Here is a 16,669-nt window from a genome sequence, read left to right on the forward strand (position 1 = left end):
TTCACGTCGCCAGTGGGCACATCAGCCCGTGCGGGTGACGAGAAAGTCGGCACTGCCGGACAGCGTGGTCAGCCGGGGCGTGTCCTCGTCCTCGATGCGGACGCCGGACCGTTCGCTGAGCACCTCGACGAAACTCAGGAAGTCCAGGGAGTCCATCTCCAGCGCGTCACGGAACGCGTCGTTGGGCCCCAGTGCGGCGAAGTCGGCGTCCGGGATGACCCGGGAGATCGATTCCCTCACCATGTCCAGTGCGTCGGTTCGGTTGATGTTCACAGCTGCTCCGGGTTCTGCAGGAGGCGGGTGACCGCCGTGAGGTAGCGGGCGCCGACAGCGCCGTCCGTCGCTCGGTGGTCGGCCGAGAGGGTCGCAGTGACCACGGGCCGCACGCCCAGCAGGCCGTCTACGGCACACGGCCGGTCGACCACCCGCCCGAAACCGACGAGGGCCACCTGCGGCGGGTAGATCACTCCGAACACGGTCTCCACTCCCTGATCTCCGAGGTTGGTGACCGTGATCGTGGCGTCTGACACCTCGGAGCCCCGCAGTCTGCCCGTACGGGCCCGAGTGACCAGGTCCTTCAGGGCTGTCATCAACTGCGGGAGTGCCAGGGTGTCGGCGTGGTGCAGTGCGGGGGCGACGAGCCCTCCACCGCGCAGCGACACGGCCACGCCGAGATGTACGCCCTCGCCGGCCGTGAAGTGGTCGTCGGTCCAGGAACCGTTGAGCTCGGGTACGTCCCGGGCCGCCAGGGCCGCCGCCTTGAGCAGCAGGGCGGCGGGAAGCATCCGTTCACCGATCGGGCTGCGCCGATTGTGCTCGTGCAGCCAGTCCATCGCGGCGGCCATGTCCACGGTTGTGGAGAGGTAGTAGTGGGGAATGTCCCGGTTGGCGCGGCTCATCAGACCAGCGATCGCGCGGCGCATGACCGCCCCCCGATCATCGGGCACATGTGCGGCAGAAGGACGTTCAGCGGAAGGACGTACCGGAACGGCGTCCGCAGACGCGGGCGGGACCGGAGTCGACGGGCCGGGGGCCGCCTGGCGTACGTCCGCAGCGCGGACGGCCGAGTCCCTGCCCGTGCCCTGCACGGTGGCCAGCTCGACGCCCACTTCGGCGGCGAGCCGCCGGGCGAGAGGCGTGGCCCGCACGCGCGGTTGACGGGTGGTGGCCCCGCCGGCCGCCGCTTCCTCTACGTCGGTTCGGGTGACGCGGCCGCCGGGTCCGGAGCCGTGCAGCGTCTCCAGGTCGACGCCGCTCTGCTCCGCCAGGTGCCGGACCAGAGGGCCCGCCTCGATGTGACTGCCCTGTCGAGCGGTGGACGGTACCGGCGCCGGGGCCGTGGCGGGGCCGGGAGGCGGGGACGGGGGCTTGGAAGGCTCGCCCTTCTTCGGTGCGCGACGGGCAGCTCGTCGCTTCTCCGCCTTCTCCGCCTTCCCCATCCTCCCCGCCTTCTCGGTCTCCTTGGAGCCCTCGGGTCCACGGACCTTGCGTGGTTTCCGGGTTCTGTGCGGCTTCCCCTCCTCTCCTTCCGGGTGCTCGGGTTTCGGCGCCGTCGCCCCGATCAGCGCGAGCGGTGTGCCCACCGGCACCGTCGAACCGGGCTCGACAAGCAGCTCGGCCATGGTTCCGGTCTCGAAGCACTCCACCTCGATGGTCGACTTCGCGGTCTCGACGACCGCGACCGGATCGCCTTTGTGGACGAGGTCGCCTGGTCCCACCAGCCACTCCAGCAGCGTTCCCTCGTCCATGTCTGCGCCGAGGGACGGCATGGTGAACTCGGCCATGGTCAGTCCACCGCCCGGTGGGCGGCCGCGACGATGTCGGGTGCCTGCGGCAGGGCGGCCTCCTCCAGCTGCCGGGCGTACGGCATGGGCACCTCCGCGCTGCACACCCGCTCGACGGGCGCGTCCAGTTCGTAGAACGACTCCTCGGCGATACGAGCGGACACCTCGGCGGCGAAGCTGCCCGTCCGCCATGCCTCGTCGACGACCACCGCACGGTGGGTACGGGCCACGGAAGCAGCGACGGTCTGGGCGTCATAGGGCCGGAGCGTGCGCAGGTCGATCACTTCGGCGCTGATGCCCGCGGCGGCCAACTCGTCCGCCGCCGCGAGGGTCTTGGGCAGCGAACCTCCGTACGTGATCAGCGAGATGTCGGTGCCGGGCCTGCGGACCGTGGCGTGATCCAGGTCAACGGGCGCGGTGGCCGGGAGGAGTTCGCCGGAGACGTTGTAGAGACTTCCGTGCTCGAAGATCAGGACCGGGTCGGGGTCTGCGAGCGCCGGGGCCAGCATGTGGCGTGCGTCCTCGAGGGTGGCGGGGGCGAGGACCCGGATGCCGGGGATGTGCGCGTACCAGCCCTCCAGGCTGTGCGAGTGCTGGGCCCCGAGCTGCCGTCCGGCACCTGTCGTCATGCGGATGACCAGGGGCACGGCCAGTTGGCCGCCCGACATGTGCAGCAGGGTGGCGGCGTTGTTGAGGATCTGGTCGAGGGCGAGCAGGCTGAAGTTGACGGTCATGATCTCGACGATCGGCCGCAGCCCGGCCAGGGCGGCGCCGATGCCGGCGCCCACGAACGCGGACTCCGACAGCGGAGTGTCGCGGACGCGTGCCGGGCCGAACTCCTCCAGCAGGCCGAGGCTGACGCCGAAGCCTCCGCCGTAGCGGCCCACGTCCTCGCCCATCAGGAAGACGCGGTCGTCGGCGCGCAGGGCGTCCCGCAGCGCCTCGCGCAGCGCTTCCCGATAGGTCGTCTTCGCCGCCTGCGGCCGCTCACCGTCGCCCATGGTCAGCTCACCTCCGCCGAAGCGCTGGTGACGTGGTGCAGGAGATGCTCGACCGGTTCTTCGGGCGCCTGCTCGGCCGCCTCCACGGCGTCGTCGACCTCGGCGGCGACCCGGCGCTCGATCCCGGCGAGCGTCTCCTCGACCGGCTCGCCGTCCTCACGCATGCGGTCGAGAAGCCGGGTGATCGGGTCCCGCTCCTTCCACCGCTCGACCTCCGCCTTGTCGCGGTACCGGTCCGGGTCGTACATGGAATGGGCGCGGAACCGGTAGGTGCGCAGTTCGAGGAAGTGCGGCCCGGCACCGGACCTGACGGCTTCGGCGGCCCGTCGTGCGGTCTGTTCCACGGCCTCGACGTCCATGCCGTCGACGGCCCACGCGACCATGCCGTACGAAGCGGCCCGCATGGCCAGGTCGGTCTGCGCCTCGTGCCGCGCCAGGGCCGTGCCCATGGCGTAGAGGTTGTTCTCGCAGATGAACAGCACGGGAAGTCTCCACAGGGCCGCGAGGTTCGCCGTTTCGTGGAACTCCCCCTCGGCGAAGGCTCCGTCACCGAAGAAGCAGCAGGTGACGCGGTCCTGTCCCCGCATACGGTCGGCGAGCGCGAGGCCGGCGGCCAGCGGGAGTCCACCGGCGACGATCGCGTTGCCGCCGTAGAAGCGCCGGCTCGCGTCGAACAGGTGCATGGAGCCGCCCCGGCCTCCGCTGCACCCGGTCGCCCTGCCGTACATCTCGGCCATGACGGCCTCGGCCGTGATCCCGCGGGCCAGGGCGTGGCCGTGTTCGCGATAGGTGGCGACGACCGCGTCCTCGGGTGTGAGTGCCTCGTTGACGCCGACGGCGACGGCCTCCTCGCCGATGTACAGGTGGACGAAGCCGCGGATTTTCGTGGCGCTGTACAGCTCGACACACCGCTCCTCGAAGCGCCGGATGCGCAGCATGGCCTCCAGCAGATCCGTCCGGTGCCCGGCGGCCGGACGGTCGGATGGAGATCCGGCGCCCGTCTTCCGCCTGGTCTTCGCGGTCTTCTTGCCGGCCTTCCGGGGAGTCGGCTCCTTGCGCGCGCTGGTGGGGCGGGCCGGGCTCATGAGGATCCCTCCAGGGTGGACAGGTCGCCCGTGGGCAGGCCGAGTTCGCGTGCGCGGAGCAGACGGCGCATCACCTTCCCGCTGCGGGTCTTGGGCAGGTTCTGGTCGAACGCGATCTCCCTGGGTGCGACGGCGGGCCCCAGCTTGCGGCGGCCGAAGGCGAGCAACTCCCGCTCCAGTTCCGGAGTCGGCGAAACTCCGGGGCGCAGCGACACGAACGCCTTGACGACGTTCCCGGCGACCGGGTCCGGCCGTCCGATCGCCCCGGCCTCGGCCACCGACGGGTGCTCCATCAGCGCGCTCTCCACCTCGAACGGGCCGATCAGATGGCCGGCCGACTTGATGACGTCGTCGGCGCGCCCCACGAACCAGTACCAGCCGTCCACGTCCCGGCGGACCAGGTCACCGGTCAGATACCAGCCGTCCGCGAACGCGGCGTCATAGCGCTCCTTTTCGTGGAGATAACCGCGGAACATCGACGGCCAGCCCGGCCGCAGCGCCAACTCGCCCTCGACCTCGGGGCTTCGCACCTGCGTGACCCGGCCGTCGGTGACCAGGGCCCGGCCGTCCTCGCCCTGTTCCAGCACGGTCGCCTCGACGCCGGGCAGTGGCCGCCCCATCGATCCGGGCCGGATCTCGCAGGCCGCGAAGTTCGCGATCATGATGCAGCCGGTCTCCGTCTGCCACCAGTTGTCGTGCACCGGGAGGCCCAGCACGTCCCATCCCCACAGGACGGCCTCCGGGTTGAGGGGTTCACCGACGGAGGCGATGAAGCGCAGGGCGGACAGGTCGTAGGAGCGCGGCAGGTCGTACGGGCCCTGGCGCGGTGTGGCGCGCATCAGCATCCGCAGGGCCGTGGGAGCGGTGTACCAGACGCTGACCTGCTGTTCGCCCAGGATCCGGTACCAACGGCGGGCGTCGTAGTCCCCCTCGTCGACGACCACCGTCACGCCGTGGACGAGCGGGGCGATGATCCCGTACGACATGCCGGTGACCCAGCCGGGATCGGCGGTGCACCAGTACACGTCCTCGGGGTGCAGGTCGAGGGCGTACGCGGCGGTGACGTAATGGGCGACGACGGCTTCGTGGACGTGGACCGCGCCCTTGGGGGTGCCGGTGGTGCCGCTGGTGAAGTGCAGCAGGGCCACGTCATCGGGCGAGGTCGGCGGGATGGTGAAGGTGTCCGGGGCGGCGGCCATCAGGTCGTCGAAGGAGACGGTGCCGGGCAGTTCCGCGGTGCCGGGTCCGACGATCAGGACGTGTTCAAGTCCGGGGACCGATGCCCGGACTTCAGCGACCTTGCGCCGGTAGAGGGCCGCGGTGGTGACCAGGACCCTCGCGTCCCCGAGACGCAAGCGCTGCTCGACCGGGTCGGGGCCGAAGGCGGAGAAGAGCGGGCAGAGCACGCTGGTGTTCTTCAGTGTGCCCAGCACCGTGGTGTACAGCTCGGGGCAGCGGCCGAGCAGGGTGAACACCCGGTCGCCGCGGCCGACGCCGAGTGACCGCAGAACGTTCGCGAAGCGCGCCGTACGTCGGGCCAGTTCCGCGTACGTGACGGTGGAGACGGAGTCGTCCCGGGCCACGCAGCGCAGGGCGACCTTGTCCGCGTGGGCGGACGCCGCGTGCCGGTCGACCGCTTCGTGGGCCATGTTGAGGCCGCCGCCGGGAAGCCCGGCCAGCTCGGTGCGCGACTGTGCCCAGGTGGACTCCGAGCAGGCACGGTCGTAGTCGGCGAGACGGGGCGGGACGACCGATGTGGTGTCCTTGCGGATGGTTTCCCAGTGCATCGGTGCTCCTCCCGGCACTGCGTCCAATGGACCGGCCGGCCCGTCGGGCTCCTGCTTCCGGGCTCCTCTCACTCCCGGTGCAGCACGACCTTGAGGGCACCTGTGGTGGCGCCCTGTGAGAACACCTCGTAGGCGTGCTCCATCCGGTCGAGGCCGAAGGTGTCGGTGACCAGCTGGGATACGGGCAGGCGTCCGAACCTCAGCAGCTCCAGCAGCCACGGCGTGGAGGACGTGTCCACCTGGCCGGTGCTGATCGTCACGTTCTTCCGCCACAGGGACTCGAGGTGCAGTGTGACCGATCTGCCGTGCGTCCCGATGTTGGCGATGTGCCCTCCCGCCCGGACGGCCTGGGTGCACAAGACGAAGCCGTCCGGTTCGCCCGATGCCTCGATGGCGACGTCGGCGCCCGGCCCCTCGGACAGCTCGGCGATCATCTTCCCCGGCACTTCGGCGGCATCGGCCACGCGGGCGGCGGCTTCCAGCCGGGCGTCGGACAGGTCCACCGCGATGATCCGGCGGGGTGAGTAGAGCCGTGCGACGGCGACCGTGGCGAGCCCGACGGGACCGGCGCCTACCACGACGACGGTGTCTCCAGGGCCGACGTGTCCGTTCCGTACCCCGACCTCGTAGGCGGTGGGGAGGACCTCAGCGAGCAGGAGCGCGTCGTCGAGTGGAATCGCGGGGGGCCGTCGGTGAGTGGAGTGGTCGGCGAAGGGGACCCGCACGAACTCGGCCTGGGTTCCGTTGATCTGGTTTCCCAGGATCCAGCCACCGCCCCCGCGGCATTGCCCGCGCATGGTGTCCCGGCACGCCTGGCAGCGGCCGCAGGCCGAGACGGACGACACGATCACCTCGTGGCCGGGGCGCAGCCCGTGGACATCACGGCCGACCTCCATGACCTCGCCCACGGCCTCGTGACCGAGAACCGTCCCCGGCTTCACCTCGGGGAGGTCTCCTCGCAGGATGTGCAGGTCAGTGCCGCAGACGGTGGTGGCGTCGACGCGCACGATCGCGTCGGTCGCCTCCTCCATCGCAGGGTCCGGGGCGGTGTCCCAGGAGATGTGCCCCGGGCCGTGATAGACGAGCGCTCGCACGGTATTCACTCCCTCGCTCCCCCACCTCCACGGTCGCCCCAGTGGAACACCCCGGCAACACGGACCGCCGGGTCGTCGTGCGTCTCCCGTCAGTCCGGCTCCATGTAGGGGCGGCGGAAGACTGGGGCCTGGCCGGCGCCCCAGGGACGTACAGCTGCCAGCGCCCGGGCGACCGCGGAATCCAACGTGCCACTGGTGTCGAGGGCGACGGCCTCGGGCCACGCAACTTCTCTGGCCGCCATGGCGGTGGCGATGTCGAGGTCGGCGTCGGACGGGCCGGAGGCGCGCGTGCTCAGTCGGGCCGCTGACACGTCGTCCGGAACATGGCAGCGCAGGGCCACCAGGTCGACGCTGGTGCGTTCGGCCACGCGCCGTGCCGCCTCACGCTGTGCCGTATCGGACCAGGTGGCGTCGAGGACGACCGACTCGCCGGCGGACAGCAGGGCGGCCGCCCGGTCGAGGAGGGTGGCGTAGGTTCTGGCGGTCCACTCGGGTGTGTACAGCCCTTCGCCGTAGCCGGCCGCCGCGGACTGTTCCGCGGGAATGCCCGCCAGTTCCTTGCGGACGCGGTCGCTGCTGAGCAGGGTGACCCCCAGCCGGTCGGCCAGCGCGCCGGAGAGGGTGGACTTCCCGCTGCCCGGCATCCCACCGACGACGGTCAGGCCGACGGCGGAGGTGCGCAGGTGGCGCAGCGTCGTCGAGACCAGCCTTCGTGACGCCGCCTCCGCGCCCGGCGCGCCCTGGCCGGCTTGGATCAGGGAGACCTTGGCGCGGACGAACGCGCGGTAGGCGACGTAGTGGTGCCACAGCGACGCCGGAGCCGGATCACCGGAGTACTCGCTGTACTGCGCGAGGAAGTAGGCGGCGGCCTCCGGGGCGCCGAGCTGTTCCAGGTCCATGGCGAGGAAGGCGGCGTCGTCCAGGCCGTCGACGTAGCGCAACCGGTCGTCGAACTCCAGGCAGTCCAGGACGCGGGGGCCGTCGTCGAGGCAGAAGATGTCCTCGGCGAGCAGGTCACCGTGGCCGTCGACCACCCGCCCTTGCTCGATACGGGACGCGAACAACCGCTCGCGGCCTGCGAGAAAGCGGCGCACCAGTTGTTCCGTCTCCGTCATCCCCTCGGGCACGGAGCCGTCGTCGGCGAGCGCGTGGATCTGCGCGAAGCTGGCCTCCCACCGCGACGACAGGGCGTCCCGCGTGCCCTGCTCGTCCACATCCCGGCCACGGGGCGCGTCCGCGTGCCACGCGGCGAGGTCCCGGGCGACGGCCCGAAGGACGCCGTCCGGGACGGCCCCTTCTCGTACCAGACGGGAAAGGCGCCGGTCCGCGGCCATGCGTCGCATCACCACGAGCGGCTCGGGACCTTCGGCGTCCGGGCTGCTGAACTCGCCCAGGCCCAGGTAGACGTCGGGGGCGAAACGGCGGTTGAGAGCGACTTCGCGTTCGCACGCTGTCCTGCGCGCCGCCCGCGTGGTGTAGTCCAGGAATCCCAGGTCGACCGGTTTCTTGACCTTGTAGGCGCGGTCCCCGGCGAAGAACACGATCGCGGTATGGGTCTCGCACACCTCCGCGCGCGGGGGCGGTGGCCCGTGGTGGCCGGGGTCAGTCATGAGGGACGACGGCGACGGGGCAGCGCCCGTGATGGATGGCGGCATGGGTCACGTGGCCCAGGTGGGGTGCCACGTCGTGCCGGTGTGCCCGTCGGCCGACGACCAGCAGCGTGGCGCCTTCGGCGGCCTGCACGGCTGCCTTGGCGGGGCTTGCGAGACGGATGCTGTCGGCCACGTCCACCTGCGGGTACTTCTCGCGCCAGGGGCGGAGCGCCTTGCTCAGCTGCTTGTGCACGTCCCGCGTGATCTCTTCGGTGACGTTGTGATCCACACCCCAGGGCACACGTGCGTGGAGCGGCACGCTTCGGCCGTGGACGGCCAGCAGGGGAACCCCCCTGGCCGCAGCGGTGTGGAACGCGAAGTCGAGCAGGCCGTCGGAGGATCCGTGCAGCTTCAGGGCCACGACCACGCCTTTCGCGGGTGCCGGGGGTGTCCCCTCCTCCCGGCTCTCAGCGCGGACCAGTACGACCGGCCGCTCGGCCCGTGCCACCACCGGCATGCTGATGTCGCCCAGGAAATAACTCTGCACCGGCTCCAGCCCCCGAGAACCGAGCACGGTCATCTCGGACTCCGACGCCGCTTGGAGCAGAGCGTTCTGGGCGTTGTCGGCAACCAGGTTCCCGACAACGGACAGGCCCGGGTGGCGTGCCTGCAGCTCCGTCTGCGCGGTGTGGACGAGGCGCTTCGCCCAGTAGTTCTGATCGACTTCCGAGGGGACGCGGGCCGGTTCCGGTGCCAGCAGCGGCCAGGCGTGCAGCAGGCGCAGAGTGAGCTTGCGCTTCTCCGCCTCGTCGGCCGCCCAGCGGGCGGCGGCAAGACTCTCGGGTGAGCCATCAAGGCCCACGGTGATCGCTGGCTGCATGGCGGCGGCCTCCGTCTCGTAAGAAGCTGGAAACGACGGTGAATGTCAGTGACCGAGTCCGATTGAGCGGACGGTCCGGACCTAGCCGACATACCGAGCGCGGTGCGTTCCCTCATTCGAGGATCACCCCAATCCCCTCCGCGGCGCATGTGGACCGGGAGGCCGGAGGCGTGGAATCCGGCACGAGAGGAGACAGGGGCGGTGACGATTCCCCTGGTGGTCGGCATCGACGGGTCAGAGGCGAGCCTGGAGGCAGTGGACTGGGCCGCCGACGACGCGGCCCGGCATGGGTTGCCGCTCCACCTCCTGTACGCGGCAGCGGGGGACCACGAGGCGTCTGCCGTGATCAGCGCTGCTTCGGAACGTGCCAGGGAGCACGCTCCCACGGTGCCGCTGTCGAAGGAGGTACTGCACGGGGACGCGGCCTCCGCCCTGGTCGACAAGGGACGCAACGCCTTCGCACTGGCGCTCGGGTCCAGAGGGCTCGGAGACCTCGCCGACATGCTCCTGGGCTCGGTCAGCCTGTCCGTGGCGGCACGAGCGGACTGCCCGGTCGTCGTGGTGCGCGGTGCCCCGGAGCACCGGGACGGCCGGTTCGGGAACATCGTCGTCGGTGTCGAGGAGGGGGAGGGCAGCGGCACGGCCTTGCAGTTCGCGTTGCGGGAGGCTTACGTGCGGAGCTGCCGGCTGACGGCGGTGCACGCCTGGAATCCGTCATCCAGGGCTCTCACCACGCGGCCGGCTCCGTCGTGGTACGCCATGGAGGCCCACCGGCGCCCACCGTCCCAGGTGCTCGACGACGCCCTGCACGGCATGGCGGAGCGGTATCGCGACGCCCGGGTGAGTTCCACGGTGATCGAGGGTCCGGCCCGCCGGGCGTTGCTGGACGCGGCGGCGAAGGCGGACCTGCTGGTCGTCGGCGCCCGCAGGCGACAGGGGCACCCGGGCCTGCAGCTGGGCCTGATCAATCACGCACTCCTGCATCATGCGCCGTGTCCGGTCGCGGTCGTACCCCAGATATGACCGACATGACCGCGGTCTGCGCAGACGGACGAGGCCGGAATCCGGTGAACGTGAGCCGGAAACCGGCATGGCAGGGACTTTCGGCCCTGTGCCCCGAACTCGCTGCCGGGCGACGGTGGGCGCAGGTGGCAGGGGACGGCCGGCGAGTTGCTGGAGGCCGACTCATGAGCGCACAAGGTTCGCCGTACGCGTCCGGTCCGCCGTCCGGGCGCGGCGATAACGTGCCCAAGGGCGCGAACCCCCTGAGACGCACGTCCGACAGGCTCGAATGCTGGCTCCGCCGCGTCCTGATGGTCGTACTCGTCGTCGGGTTGCCGGCAGCCGCGGTCAGCGCTGGACTGGCATCGTATGAGGCGTCGATGCGCACCGTGCGAGCCCAGGCGGCGGAACGGCACGAGGTCACCGCCCGGCTGACGGCGCGTGTCAAGAGCGACGACGAGCTGGCGAAGCGACCGGCGCAGGTTCGCTGGACCGATGCCGACGGCGACGTCCGCACGGGGGCGGCCCTTGTGAAGCCAGGAACTCCCAAGGGCGCCACCGTGCGTGTGTGGGTGACACGGGACGGAACCGTCACCAGTCCGCCGGTGAGCACGCTCAATGCGACGACCAGTGGCTGGATGGTGGGCGGTATGGCGGCGTTCGGCGTGGCCGCCGGCTCCTACGCGGCCCGGGCGGGCATGCGCCTGGTCCTGGACCGGAGAAGGTATGCGCGGTGGGACGCCGAGTGGGACCTGGTGGAACCGCAGTGGTCCGCGCGCTTTCGCCGGTGACGAGCAGCAGGCCGGACGGAAGCCCAGGAGGTGACACCGATGTCGGATGCGACGACCACCGATCTGTACGAAGTCACGATGGCCATGTCCTACCTGCGGGAGGGAAGGACCGGCCCCGCGACGTTCAGCCTCTTCGTCCGCAACCTGCCCCCGGAGCGCGGCTTCCTGGTGGCGGCGGGGCTCGAGTCGGCACTCGACTACCTGGCCGGCTTTCATGTCGGCCCCGAGGACGTCGACGCGTTCGCCTCAGCGCTGCACCGTCCGCCACGGGATCTGGAGCCTTTGCTCGGCCTGAGGTTCACCGGCCAGGTGCGGGCGGTACCGGAGGGACGGATCGTGCTCGCGGGTGAGCCGCTGCTGGAGGTGACCGGGCCTCTTCCGCAGGCGCAGTTGGTCGAGTCGTATGTTCTCAACCTGCTCAGCCATCAGACGGCGATCGCTTCGAAGGCCGCACGCTGCGTGCTCGCGGCGGCCGGGCGCCCGGTCGTCGACTTCTCCCTGCGGCGCACCCACGGTCCGCAGGCGGGGTTCCACGCTGCTCGGCTGGGTGCGATGGTCGGCTTCGCCGGGACCAGCAACGTGGCGGCGGCCACCGCTGAGGACATCCCCGCCGTCGGCACGATGGCCCACTCCTTCGTGGAGGCGTTCGCCTCGGAGGAGGACGCGTTCCGCGCCTTCGCCCGGTGCCACCCCGGCCCGGTGACCCTGCTGGTGGACACCTACGACACGGAGGAAGGCGTCCGTGTCGCGGCACGCGTCCTGCGGGACCTTGGCCGCGGGGCCGGCTCCGCCGTGCGGCTGGACAGCGGTGACCTCGGCGATCTGGCGGTACGGGCCCGGTCGATCCTCGACGACGCGGGTCTGCCGGAGGTGCGGATCGTCGCCAGTGGTGGTCTCGACGAGTACGCCGTGGACGACCTCGTGCGCTCCGGAGCACCGATCGACACGTACGCCGTGGGCACGCGCGTCGGCGTTTCGGCCGACGCGCCGTACCTGGACTCCGCGTACAAGCTGGTGGAGTTTGACGGCCGCCCGGTGATGAAGCTGTCGTCGGCGAAGGTGACGGCACCCGGCCGCAAGCAGGTTTTCCGCCGCCCCGGCTGCGCCGACGTGATCGCTCTCGCCGACGAGCAGCCCCCCGACGACAGCGTTCCGCTGCTGGAGACGGTGATGCGGAACGGGCGGCGCACGGGCAGGAGGCCCACGCTCGACGAGTGCCAGGAGAGATTCGCCGCTGACCTGGGAGAGCTGCCCTCGGCCGCGCTCCGGGTCCGAGGTCCAGTCGCGCCCCTGGCGACGACCTCCGAGCGACTGAGCGTACTCACGGCCCGCGTCCGGCGACGCATCGAGGACCAGATGCTGCCGGCCGCCTCCGCGCGGCAAGCCCCAGAACGAGCCCCATCAGGGTCGCATCGGTCCATACCGAGGTGAGGAGGAAAGCGATGCCGCATACGTTGGAATGGACGGTTCGTCTTCATCTGTTCGAGGACGATGCGGGAACGACGAAGGCACATCTGATCCTGGACACCGGCACCACAGAACTCACCGGTCACGGGACCGCGCACTGCCATCCGGCGGACTCGAACGTGCCGGAGATTGGTGACGAACTGGCAGCGGGCCGGGCCATGAACGACCTGGCCGTGCAGCTACTGAAGACCGCCGAGCGCGACATCGAGGGCATGGGCGCACCGCGGCCACGCGGCCGGGAGGTCGCCGGGTGGCCCACGTGACCGACAACGGCACAGCGACTCCCAAGGCAGAAGCCAAGGAGGGATCAGTCATGACACATCCCGCACGACACAGCAGAGGTGGGCTTCCGGCCGCCCTGCGGGAGCTGGAGGACCTGCGCACCAGGGTGGACCAGCTCATGCACGCCGCCTTTCCCGGCGGCGGATTCCCCGGGTTCGGCGTGGCCGAGCCATGGGCGCCCCTTGCCGACGTCGAGGACACCGAGGACGCCTACCTGGTGGAACTGGAGCTGCCCGGAGTGGACAAGGACCAGATCACCGTGGAGGTCGCCGAGGGCGAACTCGATATCCACGGTGAGATCAGGGAGAAGGAACACACCGGGGCGGTCCGCCGGCAGACCCGTCACATCGGCCAGTTCGACTACCGCACGGTTCTGCCGCCGAACTCCGACACTGAACACATCAGCGCGGATCTGAACAACGGAGTCCTCACGGTGAAGGTCCCCAAGACCGAGAAGGGCAAGGCTCAGCGCATCGAGATCACCGGCTGAGTCGGTCGACAGCCGCGCGGGAGCGAGGCGGGGCAGCCTCCCCGAGGCGGGGCAGCCTCCCAGGCTGATCGGTCCCGTGCGGCCGACCGTCGCGCGTGGCACGTTGGATACAGCACCATTCTGAGGAGAGGGCGGACGTCATGCGAGCTCACCTCGGCGACCAACTCGTCATCGAACGCACAACGACCGGCGCCGCCAAGCGCGACGGCGAGATCGTCGGACTCCATCACGAGGACGGAACGCCCCCTTACGACGTGCGCTGGTCGGACACGGACGAAGTGACGCTCGTGTTCCCCGGGCCCGACGCACACATCCGTCATCTCGAACACGGCGAACACGGCGAGCACGGGGGCACCGACGCCCCGGACGGCAGCGACACGGCCGAGGCGAACGTGATGCAGCCCAGGGCACCCGGCCCCGGTGACATCGGCCGACGTGTGGCCGTTGAACGCCACAGGCAGCGGCTCAGCCGCGAGGAGACGGCCCGCCGCGCCCGGATGTCCCCCGGTTACCTGGAGTACCTGGAGTCACGGCCGGGCGACCCGAGTGTGGCGACCCTCATCAGGCTGGCCGACGCGCTGGGCACCACCGTCTCCACGCTGCGCGGCGGAGGAATGGATCTGCCACCCGGCCAAGGCCAGGCGCTGCTGCACCCTCAGCTACGGGACATCGGCCCGAAGGAATGCCGCACCTTGCTCTCCACCCACGGCGTGGGACGCATCGCGGTGTCGGCCTCCGACGGCCGCCCGGCGGTCGTGCCGGTCAACTACGACGTCGTGGATGACGCGATCGTCTTCCGGACCGCGCCGGAATCCACACCCGCCGCAGCCGTCGGAACCGAGGTCGCCTTCGAGGTCGATCACATGGACGAGGCCATGAGTCAGGGCTGGAGCGTCCTCACCATCGGCCTCGCGAGCGTCGTGACGGATCCTGACACCGTGCGCAGGCTCAGCGAACACGCCCACACCACGCCCTGGCCGGGCGGTGCACGCGACATGTGGGTGTCGATCCGGCCCGCACACCTCACCGGCCGCCGCATCACTCCAGCCGATGGATGACCAGGCAGTCGCGGGCCACTGAAGAGCGCTCCCGTCCCGACGGCTCTCGAAGGGTGTTCCGATGAGCCAACCAGCACCATCCAACGAATGGGTGGCCGCTGTGGTATGCGACGCGGTGGCCGCGCCGTCGATGCACAACGTGCAGCCCTGGCGCTTCCGTTATCTCCGGCAGAGCCGCGCTTTCGAGGTGTGGGCCGACTTCGAGCGCGCCATGCCGCACTCCGACCCCGATACCCACGGCCTTCATCTCGGCTGCGGTGCCGCCCTGTTGAACCTGAGGGCCGCCATCGCCCACGCGGGCTGGAACCCGGAAACCCGGCTACTGCCCGACCTCACCGACCGGGCACTCCTCGCGAGCGTGCGGTTGGCCGGCCGTACGAACGGTGTGAGCGGCCTCGGCGCGCTGTATCCGGCGATCCGCCAACGGCACAGCAGCCGCTACCCGTTCGAGGAGAGACAGATCCCCGAGGCCGTGCGGGCGGCACTCGCCGCGAGTGCTCGCGTCGAGGGAGCGGCACTGACGTTCCCCGACTCATGGCATCTGTGCGAAGTGCTGGAACTGGTTCAGGAAGCCGAGGCACGCAACATCACCGACCGCGGCAGCGACCAGGACCTGGCCCGGTGGACGCGTATCGACGCCCCGTCGGTGACCACCGCCGACGACGGAGTCCCGCACTACGCCTTCGGGCCGCGCAAGCGCGGGGGCAAGGCGCCCATGCGCGACTTCGCCGGCCCCCGGCAGGTGGCGGGACGTGACGCAGCGGACTTCGAGCAGAACCCTCAGCTGGCTCTCATCAGCACGGATCACGACCGCCCCGAGGACTGGCTCCGCGCCGGCCAGGCAATGGAACGCGTCCTGCTGCTGGCCACCCACGAGGGCCTCGCCAGCTCCTTCGTGACCCAGCCTCTCGAATGGACGGACCTGCGCTGGCCAGTGCGCGACCCGATGACCGGGACGGGCTACACGCAGGTCCTGCTGCGCCTGGGCTACGGCCCCAACGGTCCCAGCACGCCGCGCCGCCCTGTGCCGGAGGTACTCGACATCGAAGCCTGACCCTGGACTGTCCACGGCCGGGTCCACGCCCAGACGTCGAGGTGGACCGCGCCCCCGGGAGCGGTCATGTGCTCCTCGGCAGTCACCGCCCCCTCCTCGGCAAGCTCGGACAGATGCTGATCTGGGGCGTCGCGCGCCGGACGGCTACCGCTGGGAGGGTCATCGCATCCCTCACGATGTTCGGGGTGTCAGGCATGTCCCAGGTCCTTGAAGAGCGCGCCGGGCGCTTGGTCGGGCCGTACATCTCCGGCGTCGTCGCGACCCGGCGCACCGCAACCCGCCGACAGCCACCCGATCCGAGCGCCCGCCCGTATGTCGCGGCGGCCCGCGGGCGGTGCGACGGTATTCACAGGGGGTTTGTCAGCAACGGGACGGAAGGCGGTGGCCCCGATGGAACTCCCGCTGGTCGTGGGCGTCGACGGATCGGAATCCAGTCTGCTGGCGGTCGACTGGGCGGTGGACGAAGCGGCCCGTCACGGCCTGCCGCTGCGGCTCGTCCACGCCTCCCTCTGGGAGCGTTACGAAAGAGCCCGGCCCTCCCTCAGCACCAATCGCCCCGCCGGAGAGGTCATGGCGCAAAACATCGTCGCTTCCTGCGCACAACGAGCCCAGCTCCGCGACCCCGAGGTGAAGGTGTCCGCCGACGTCGTGGCCGCCGATGCGGTGTCCACGCTGCTTCGGGCGGGGTCCGAGGCATTCGCCCTGGTCACGGGCGTTCGTGGGCGCGGCGAGGTCGCCGGGCTGCTGCTGGGGTCGGTCAGCCTCACGGTGGCGGCTCGCGCCATGTGCCCGGTCATCGTCGTCCGAGGCGAGGAGCGCAACCTTCGGGGGTCCCTTGGCCGAGTCGTAGTGGGAGTCGGCGATGCGACCGGCGGCACGGGCGCCGTACGGTTCGCCGCCCGCGAGGCCGAGGCGCGGGGCTGCGCCCTGACCGCCGTGCGGGCCTGGCGCAGTCCGGTTCACGAGCCAGGCCCCCCTCCCGCAGAGTCCTTCCCGGGGGACCCCCGGCTCGCGGCGGACGCCGCTGGGGCGCCCGAGGAGCAAGTCTCGGCCAACCTCGACGATGCGCTGCGCGAGGTCGTACGGGAGCGCCCCGAGGTCGATGTCAGCCGCCGCGCGGTCGAGGGCCCCGCCCATCGTGTCCTGCTGGAGGCATCGGGCGATGCCGACCTGGTCGTCGTCGGTGCTCTGCGCCGACACGGACACTTCGGTCTGCAACTCGGCAGTGTTGCCCACGCCCTGCTGCACCACTCCGCTTGCCCAGTCGCCGTCGTCCCTCATCGGGTCTGAGGTTCGCCGTGC

General features: G+C 70.8%; 16 protein-coding genes. 8 read left to right on the plus strand and 8 right to left on the minus strand.

Going from position 1 to position 16,669, the window contains the following annotated elements; genetic code table 11:
• Positions 1–21 precede the first annotated feature (21 nt).
• The 8 genes from QA861_RS04555 to QA861_RS04590 form a co-directional block, all read right to left on the minus strand.
• Entirely contained in the window at positions 22–273 is a 252-nt protein-coding gene (locus tag QA861_RS04555; protein ID WP_334586896.1) for an acyl carrier protein, read from the minus strand.
• Complete coding sequence (locus QA861_RS04560) at positions 270–1,784, minus strand: dihydrolipoamide acetyltransferase family protein (protein WP_334586897.1); 1,515 nt, start codon at positions 1,782–1,784, stop codon at positions 270–272. The genes QA861_RS04555 and QA861_RS04560 overlap by 4 nt, the downstream gene beginning before the upstream one ends.
• Before the next feature lie 2 nt (positions 1,785–1,786).
• Positions 1,787–2,785 (minus strand): alpha-ketoacid dehydrogenase subunit beta, encoded by a 999-nt coding sequence (locus QA861_RS04565; RefSeq protein WP_334586898.1) that lies wholly within the window; start codon positions 2,783–2,785, stop codon positions 1,787–1,789.
• 2 nt (positions 2,786–2,787) lie between these two features.
• Positions 2,788–3,870 (minus strand): pyruvate dehydrogenase (acetyl-transferring) E1 component subunit alpha, encoded by a 1,083-nt coding sequence (gene pdhA / locus QA861_RS04570; RefSeq protein ID WP_334586899.1) that lies wholly within the window; start codon positions 3,868–3,870, stop codon positions 2,788–2,790.
• Positions 3,867–5,657 carry an acetate--CoA ligase gene (gene acsA, locus QA861_RS04575; RefSeq protein WP_334586900.1) on the minus strand — a complete coding sequence of 597 codons (1,791 nt, stop codon included), beginning with the start codon at positions 5,655–5,657 and terminating at the stop codon, positions 3,867–3,869. The genes pdhA and acsA overlap by 4 nt, the downstream gene beginning before the upstream one ends.
• Positions 5,658–5,725: 68 nt before the next feature.
• On the minus strand, positions 5,726–6,751 hold the full coding sequence (locus tag QA861_RS04580; protein WP_334590447.1) for an alcohol dehydrogenase catalytic domain-containing protein: 1,026 nt from the start codon (positions 6,749–6,751) through the stop codon (positions 5,726–5,728).
• A gap of 89 nt (positions 6,752–6,840) precedes the next feature.
• Positions 6,841–8,361 (minus strand): bifunctional aminoglycoside phosphotransferase/ATP-binding protein, encoded by a 1,521-nt coding sequence (locus QA861_RS04585; RefSeq protein ID WP_334586902.1) that lies wholly within the window; start codon positions 8,359–8,361, stop codon positions 6,841–6,843.
• Complete coding sequence (locus QA861_RS04590) at positions 8,354–9,223, minus strand: universal stress protein (protein ID WP_334586903.1); 870 nt, start codon at positions 9,221–9,223, stop codon at positions 8,354–8,356. Before QA861_RS04590 ends, QA861_RS04585 begins: the two co-directional genes overlap by 8 nt.
• Positions 9,224–9,424: 201 nt before the next feature.
• Between QA861_RS04590 and QA861_RS04595 the strand changes: the two genes are divergently transcribed.
• The 8 genes from QA861_RS04595 to QA861_RS04630 all read left to right on the plus strand — a co-directional run bounded on the left by QA861_RS04595 (position 9,425) and on the right by QA861_RS04630 (position 16,657).
• Positions 9,425–10,246: a universal stress protein gene (locus tag QA861_RS04595; protein ID WP_334586904.1), complete on the plus strand. Its 822-nt coding sequence runs from the start codon at positions 9,425–9,427 to the stop codon at positions 10,244–10,246.
• Between the two features lie 164 nt (positions 10,247–10,410).
• Positions 10,411–11,016, plus strand: a complete 606-nt coding sequence (locus tag QA861_RS04600; RefSeq protein WP_443041441.1) for an Rv1733c family protein — start codon at positions 10,411–10,413, stop codon at positions 11,014–11,016.
• A 30-nt stretch (positions 11,017–11,046) separates the two neighbouring features.
• Entirely contained in the window at positions 11,047–12,447 is a 1,401-nt protein-coding gene (locus tag QA861_RS04605; RefSeq protein ID WP_334586907.1) for a nicotinate phosphoribosyltransferase, read from the plus strand.
• An 11-nt stretch (positions 12,448–12,458) separates the two neighbouring features.
• Complete coding sequence (locus tag QA861_RS04610; protein WP_334586908.1) at positions 12,459–12,746, plus strand: DUF1876 domain-containing protein; 288 nt, start codon at positions 12,459–12,461, stop codon at positions 12,744–12,746.
• A gap of 50 nt (positions 12,747–12,796) precedes the next feature.
• The gene (locus QA861_RS04615; protein WP_334586909.1) at positions 12,797–13,255 is read left to right on the plus strand and encodes an Hsp20/alpha crystallin family protein; all 459 of its coding nucleotides are present in this window, start codon (positions 12,797–12,799) and stop codon (positions 13,253–13,255) included.
• Positions 13,256–13,395: 140 nt separating this feature from the next.
• Positions 13,396–14,313: a DUF1918 domain-containing protein gene (locus QA861_RS04620; RefSeq protein ID WP_334586910.1), complete on the plus strand. Its 918-nt coding sequence runs from the start codon at positions 13,396–13,398 to the stop codon at positions 14,311–14,313.
• 61 nt (positions 14,314–14,374) lie between these two features.
• Positions 14,375–15,367 (plus strand): Acg family FMN-binding oxidoreductase, encoded by a 993-nt coding sequence (locus QA861_RS04625; protein ID WP_334586911.1) that lies wholly within the window; start codon positions 14,375–14,377, stop codon positions 15,365–15,367.
• A gap of 390 nt (positions 15,368–15,757) precedes the next feature.
• The gene (locus QA861_RS04630; RefSeq protein ID WP_334586912.1) at positions 15,758–16,657 is read left to right on the plus strand and encodes a universal stress protein; all 900 of its coding nucleotides are present in this window, start codon (positions 15,758–15,760) and stop codon (positions 16,655–16,657) included.
• Positions 16,658–16,669 lie beyond the last annotated feature (12 nt).

The organism is Streptomyces sp. B21-083 (assembly GCF_036898825.1).
Taxonomy (GTDB): domain Bacteria; phylum Actinomycetota; class Actinomycetes; order Streptomycetales; family Streptomycetaceae; genus Streptomyces.

Excerpts from the sequence above, each read along its gene's own strand:
- QA861_RS04590 (WP_334586903.1), bottom strand. The coding sequence starts at position 9,223 with ATGCAGCCAGCGATCACCGTGGGCCTTGATGGCTCACCCGAGAGTCTT.
- QA861_RS04610 (WP_334586908.1), top strand. The coding sequence starts at position 12,459 with ATGCCGCATACGTTGGAATGGACGGTTCGTCTTCATCTGTTCGAGGAC.
- pdhA (WP_334586899.1), bottom strand. The coding sequence starts at position 3,870 with ATGAGCCCGGCCCGCCCCACCAGCGCGCGCAAGGAGCCGACTCCCCGG.
- QA861_RS04585 (WP_334586902.1), bottom strand. The coding sequence starts at position 8,361 with ATGACTGACCCCGGCCACCACGGGCCACCGCCCCCGCGCGCGGAGGTG.
- QA861_RS04560 (WP_334586897.1), bottom strand. The coding sequence starts at position 1,784 with ATGGCCGAGTTCACCATGCCGTCCCTCGGCGCAGACATGGACGAGGGA.
- QA861_RS04625 (WP_334586911.1), top strand. The coding sequence starts at position 14,375 with ATGAGCCAACCAGCACCATCCAACGAATGGGTGGCCGCTGTGGTATGC.
- acsA (WP_334586900.1), bottom strand. The coding sequence starts at position 5,657 with ATGCACTGGGAAACCATCCGCAAGGACACCACATCGGTCGTCCCGCCC.
- QA861_RS04620 (WP_334586910.1), top strand. The coding sequence starts at position 13,396 with ATGCGAGCTCACCTCGGCGACCAACTCGTCATCGAACGCACAACGACC.
- QA861_RS04615 (WP_334586909.1), top strand. The coding sequence starts at position 12,797 with ATGACACATCCCGCACGACACAGCAGAGGTGGGCTTCCGGCCGCCCTG.
- QA861_RS04600 (WP_443041441.1), top strand. The coding sequence starts at position 10,411 with ATGAGCGCACAAGGTTCGCCGTACGCGTCCGGTCCGCCGTCCGGGCGC.
- QA861_RS04630 (WP_334586912.1), top strand. The coding sequence starts at position 15,758 with ATGGAACTCCCGCTGGTCGTGGGCGTCGACGGATCGGAATCCAGTCTG.
- QA861_RS04565 (WP_334586898.1), bottom strand. The coding sequence starts at position 2,785 with ATGGGCGACGGTGAGCGGCCGCAGGCGGCGAAGACGACCTATCGGGAA.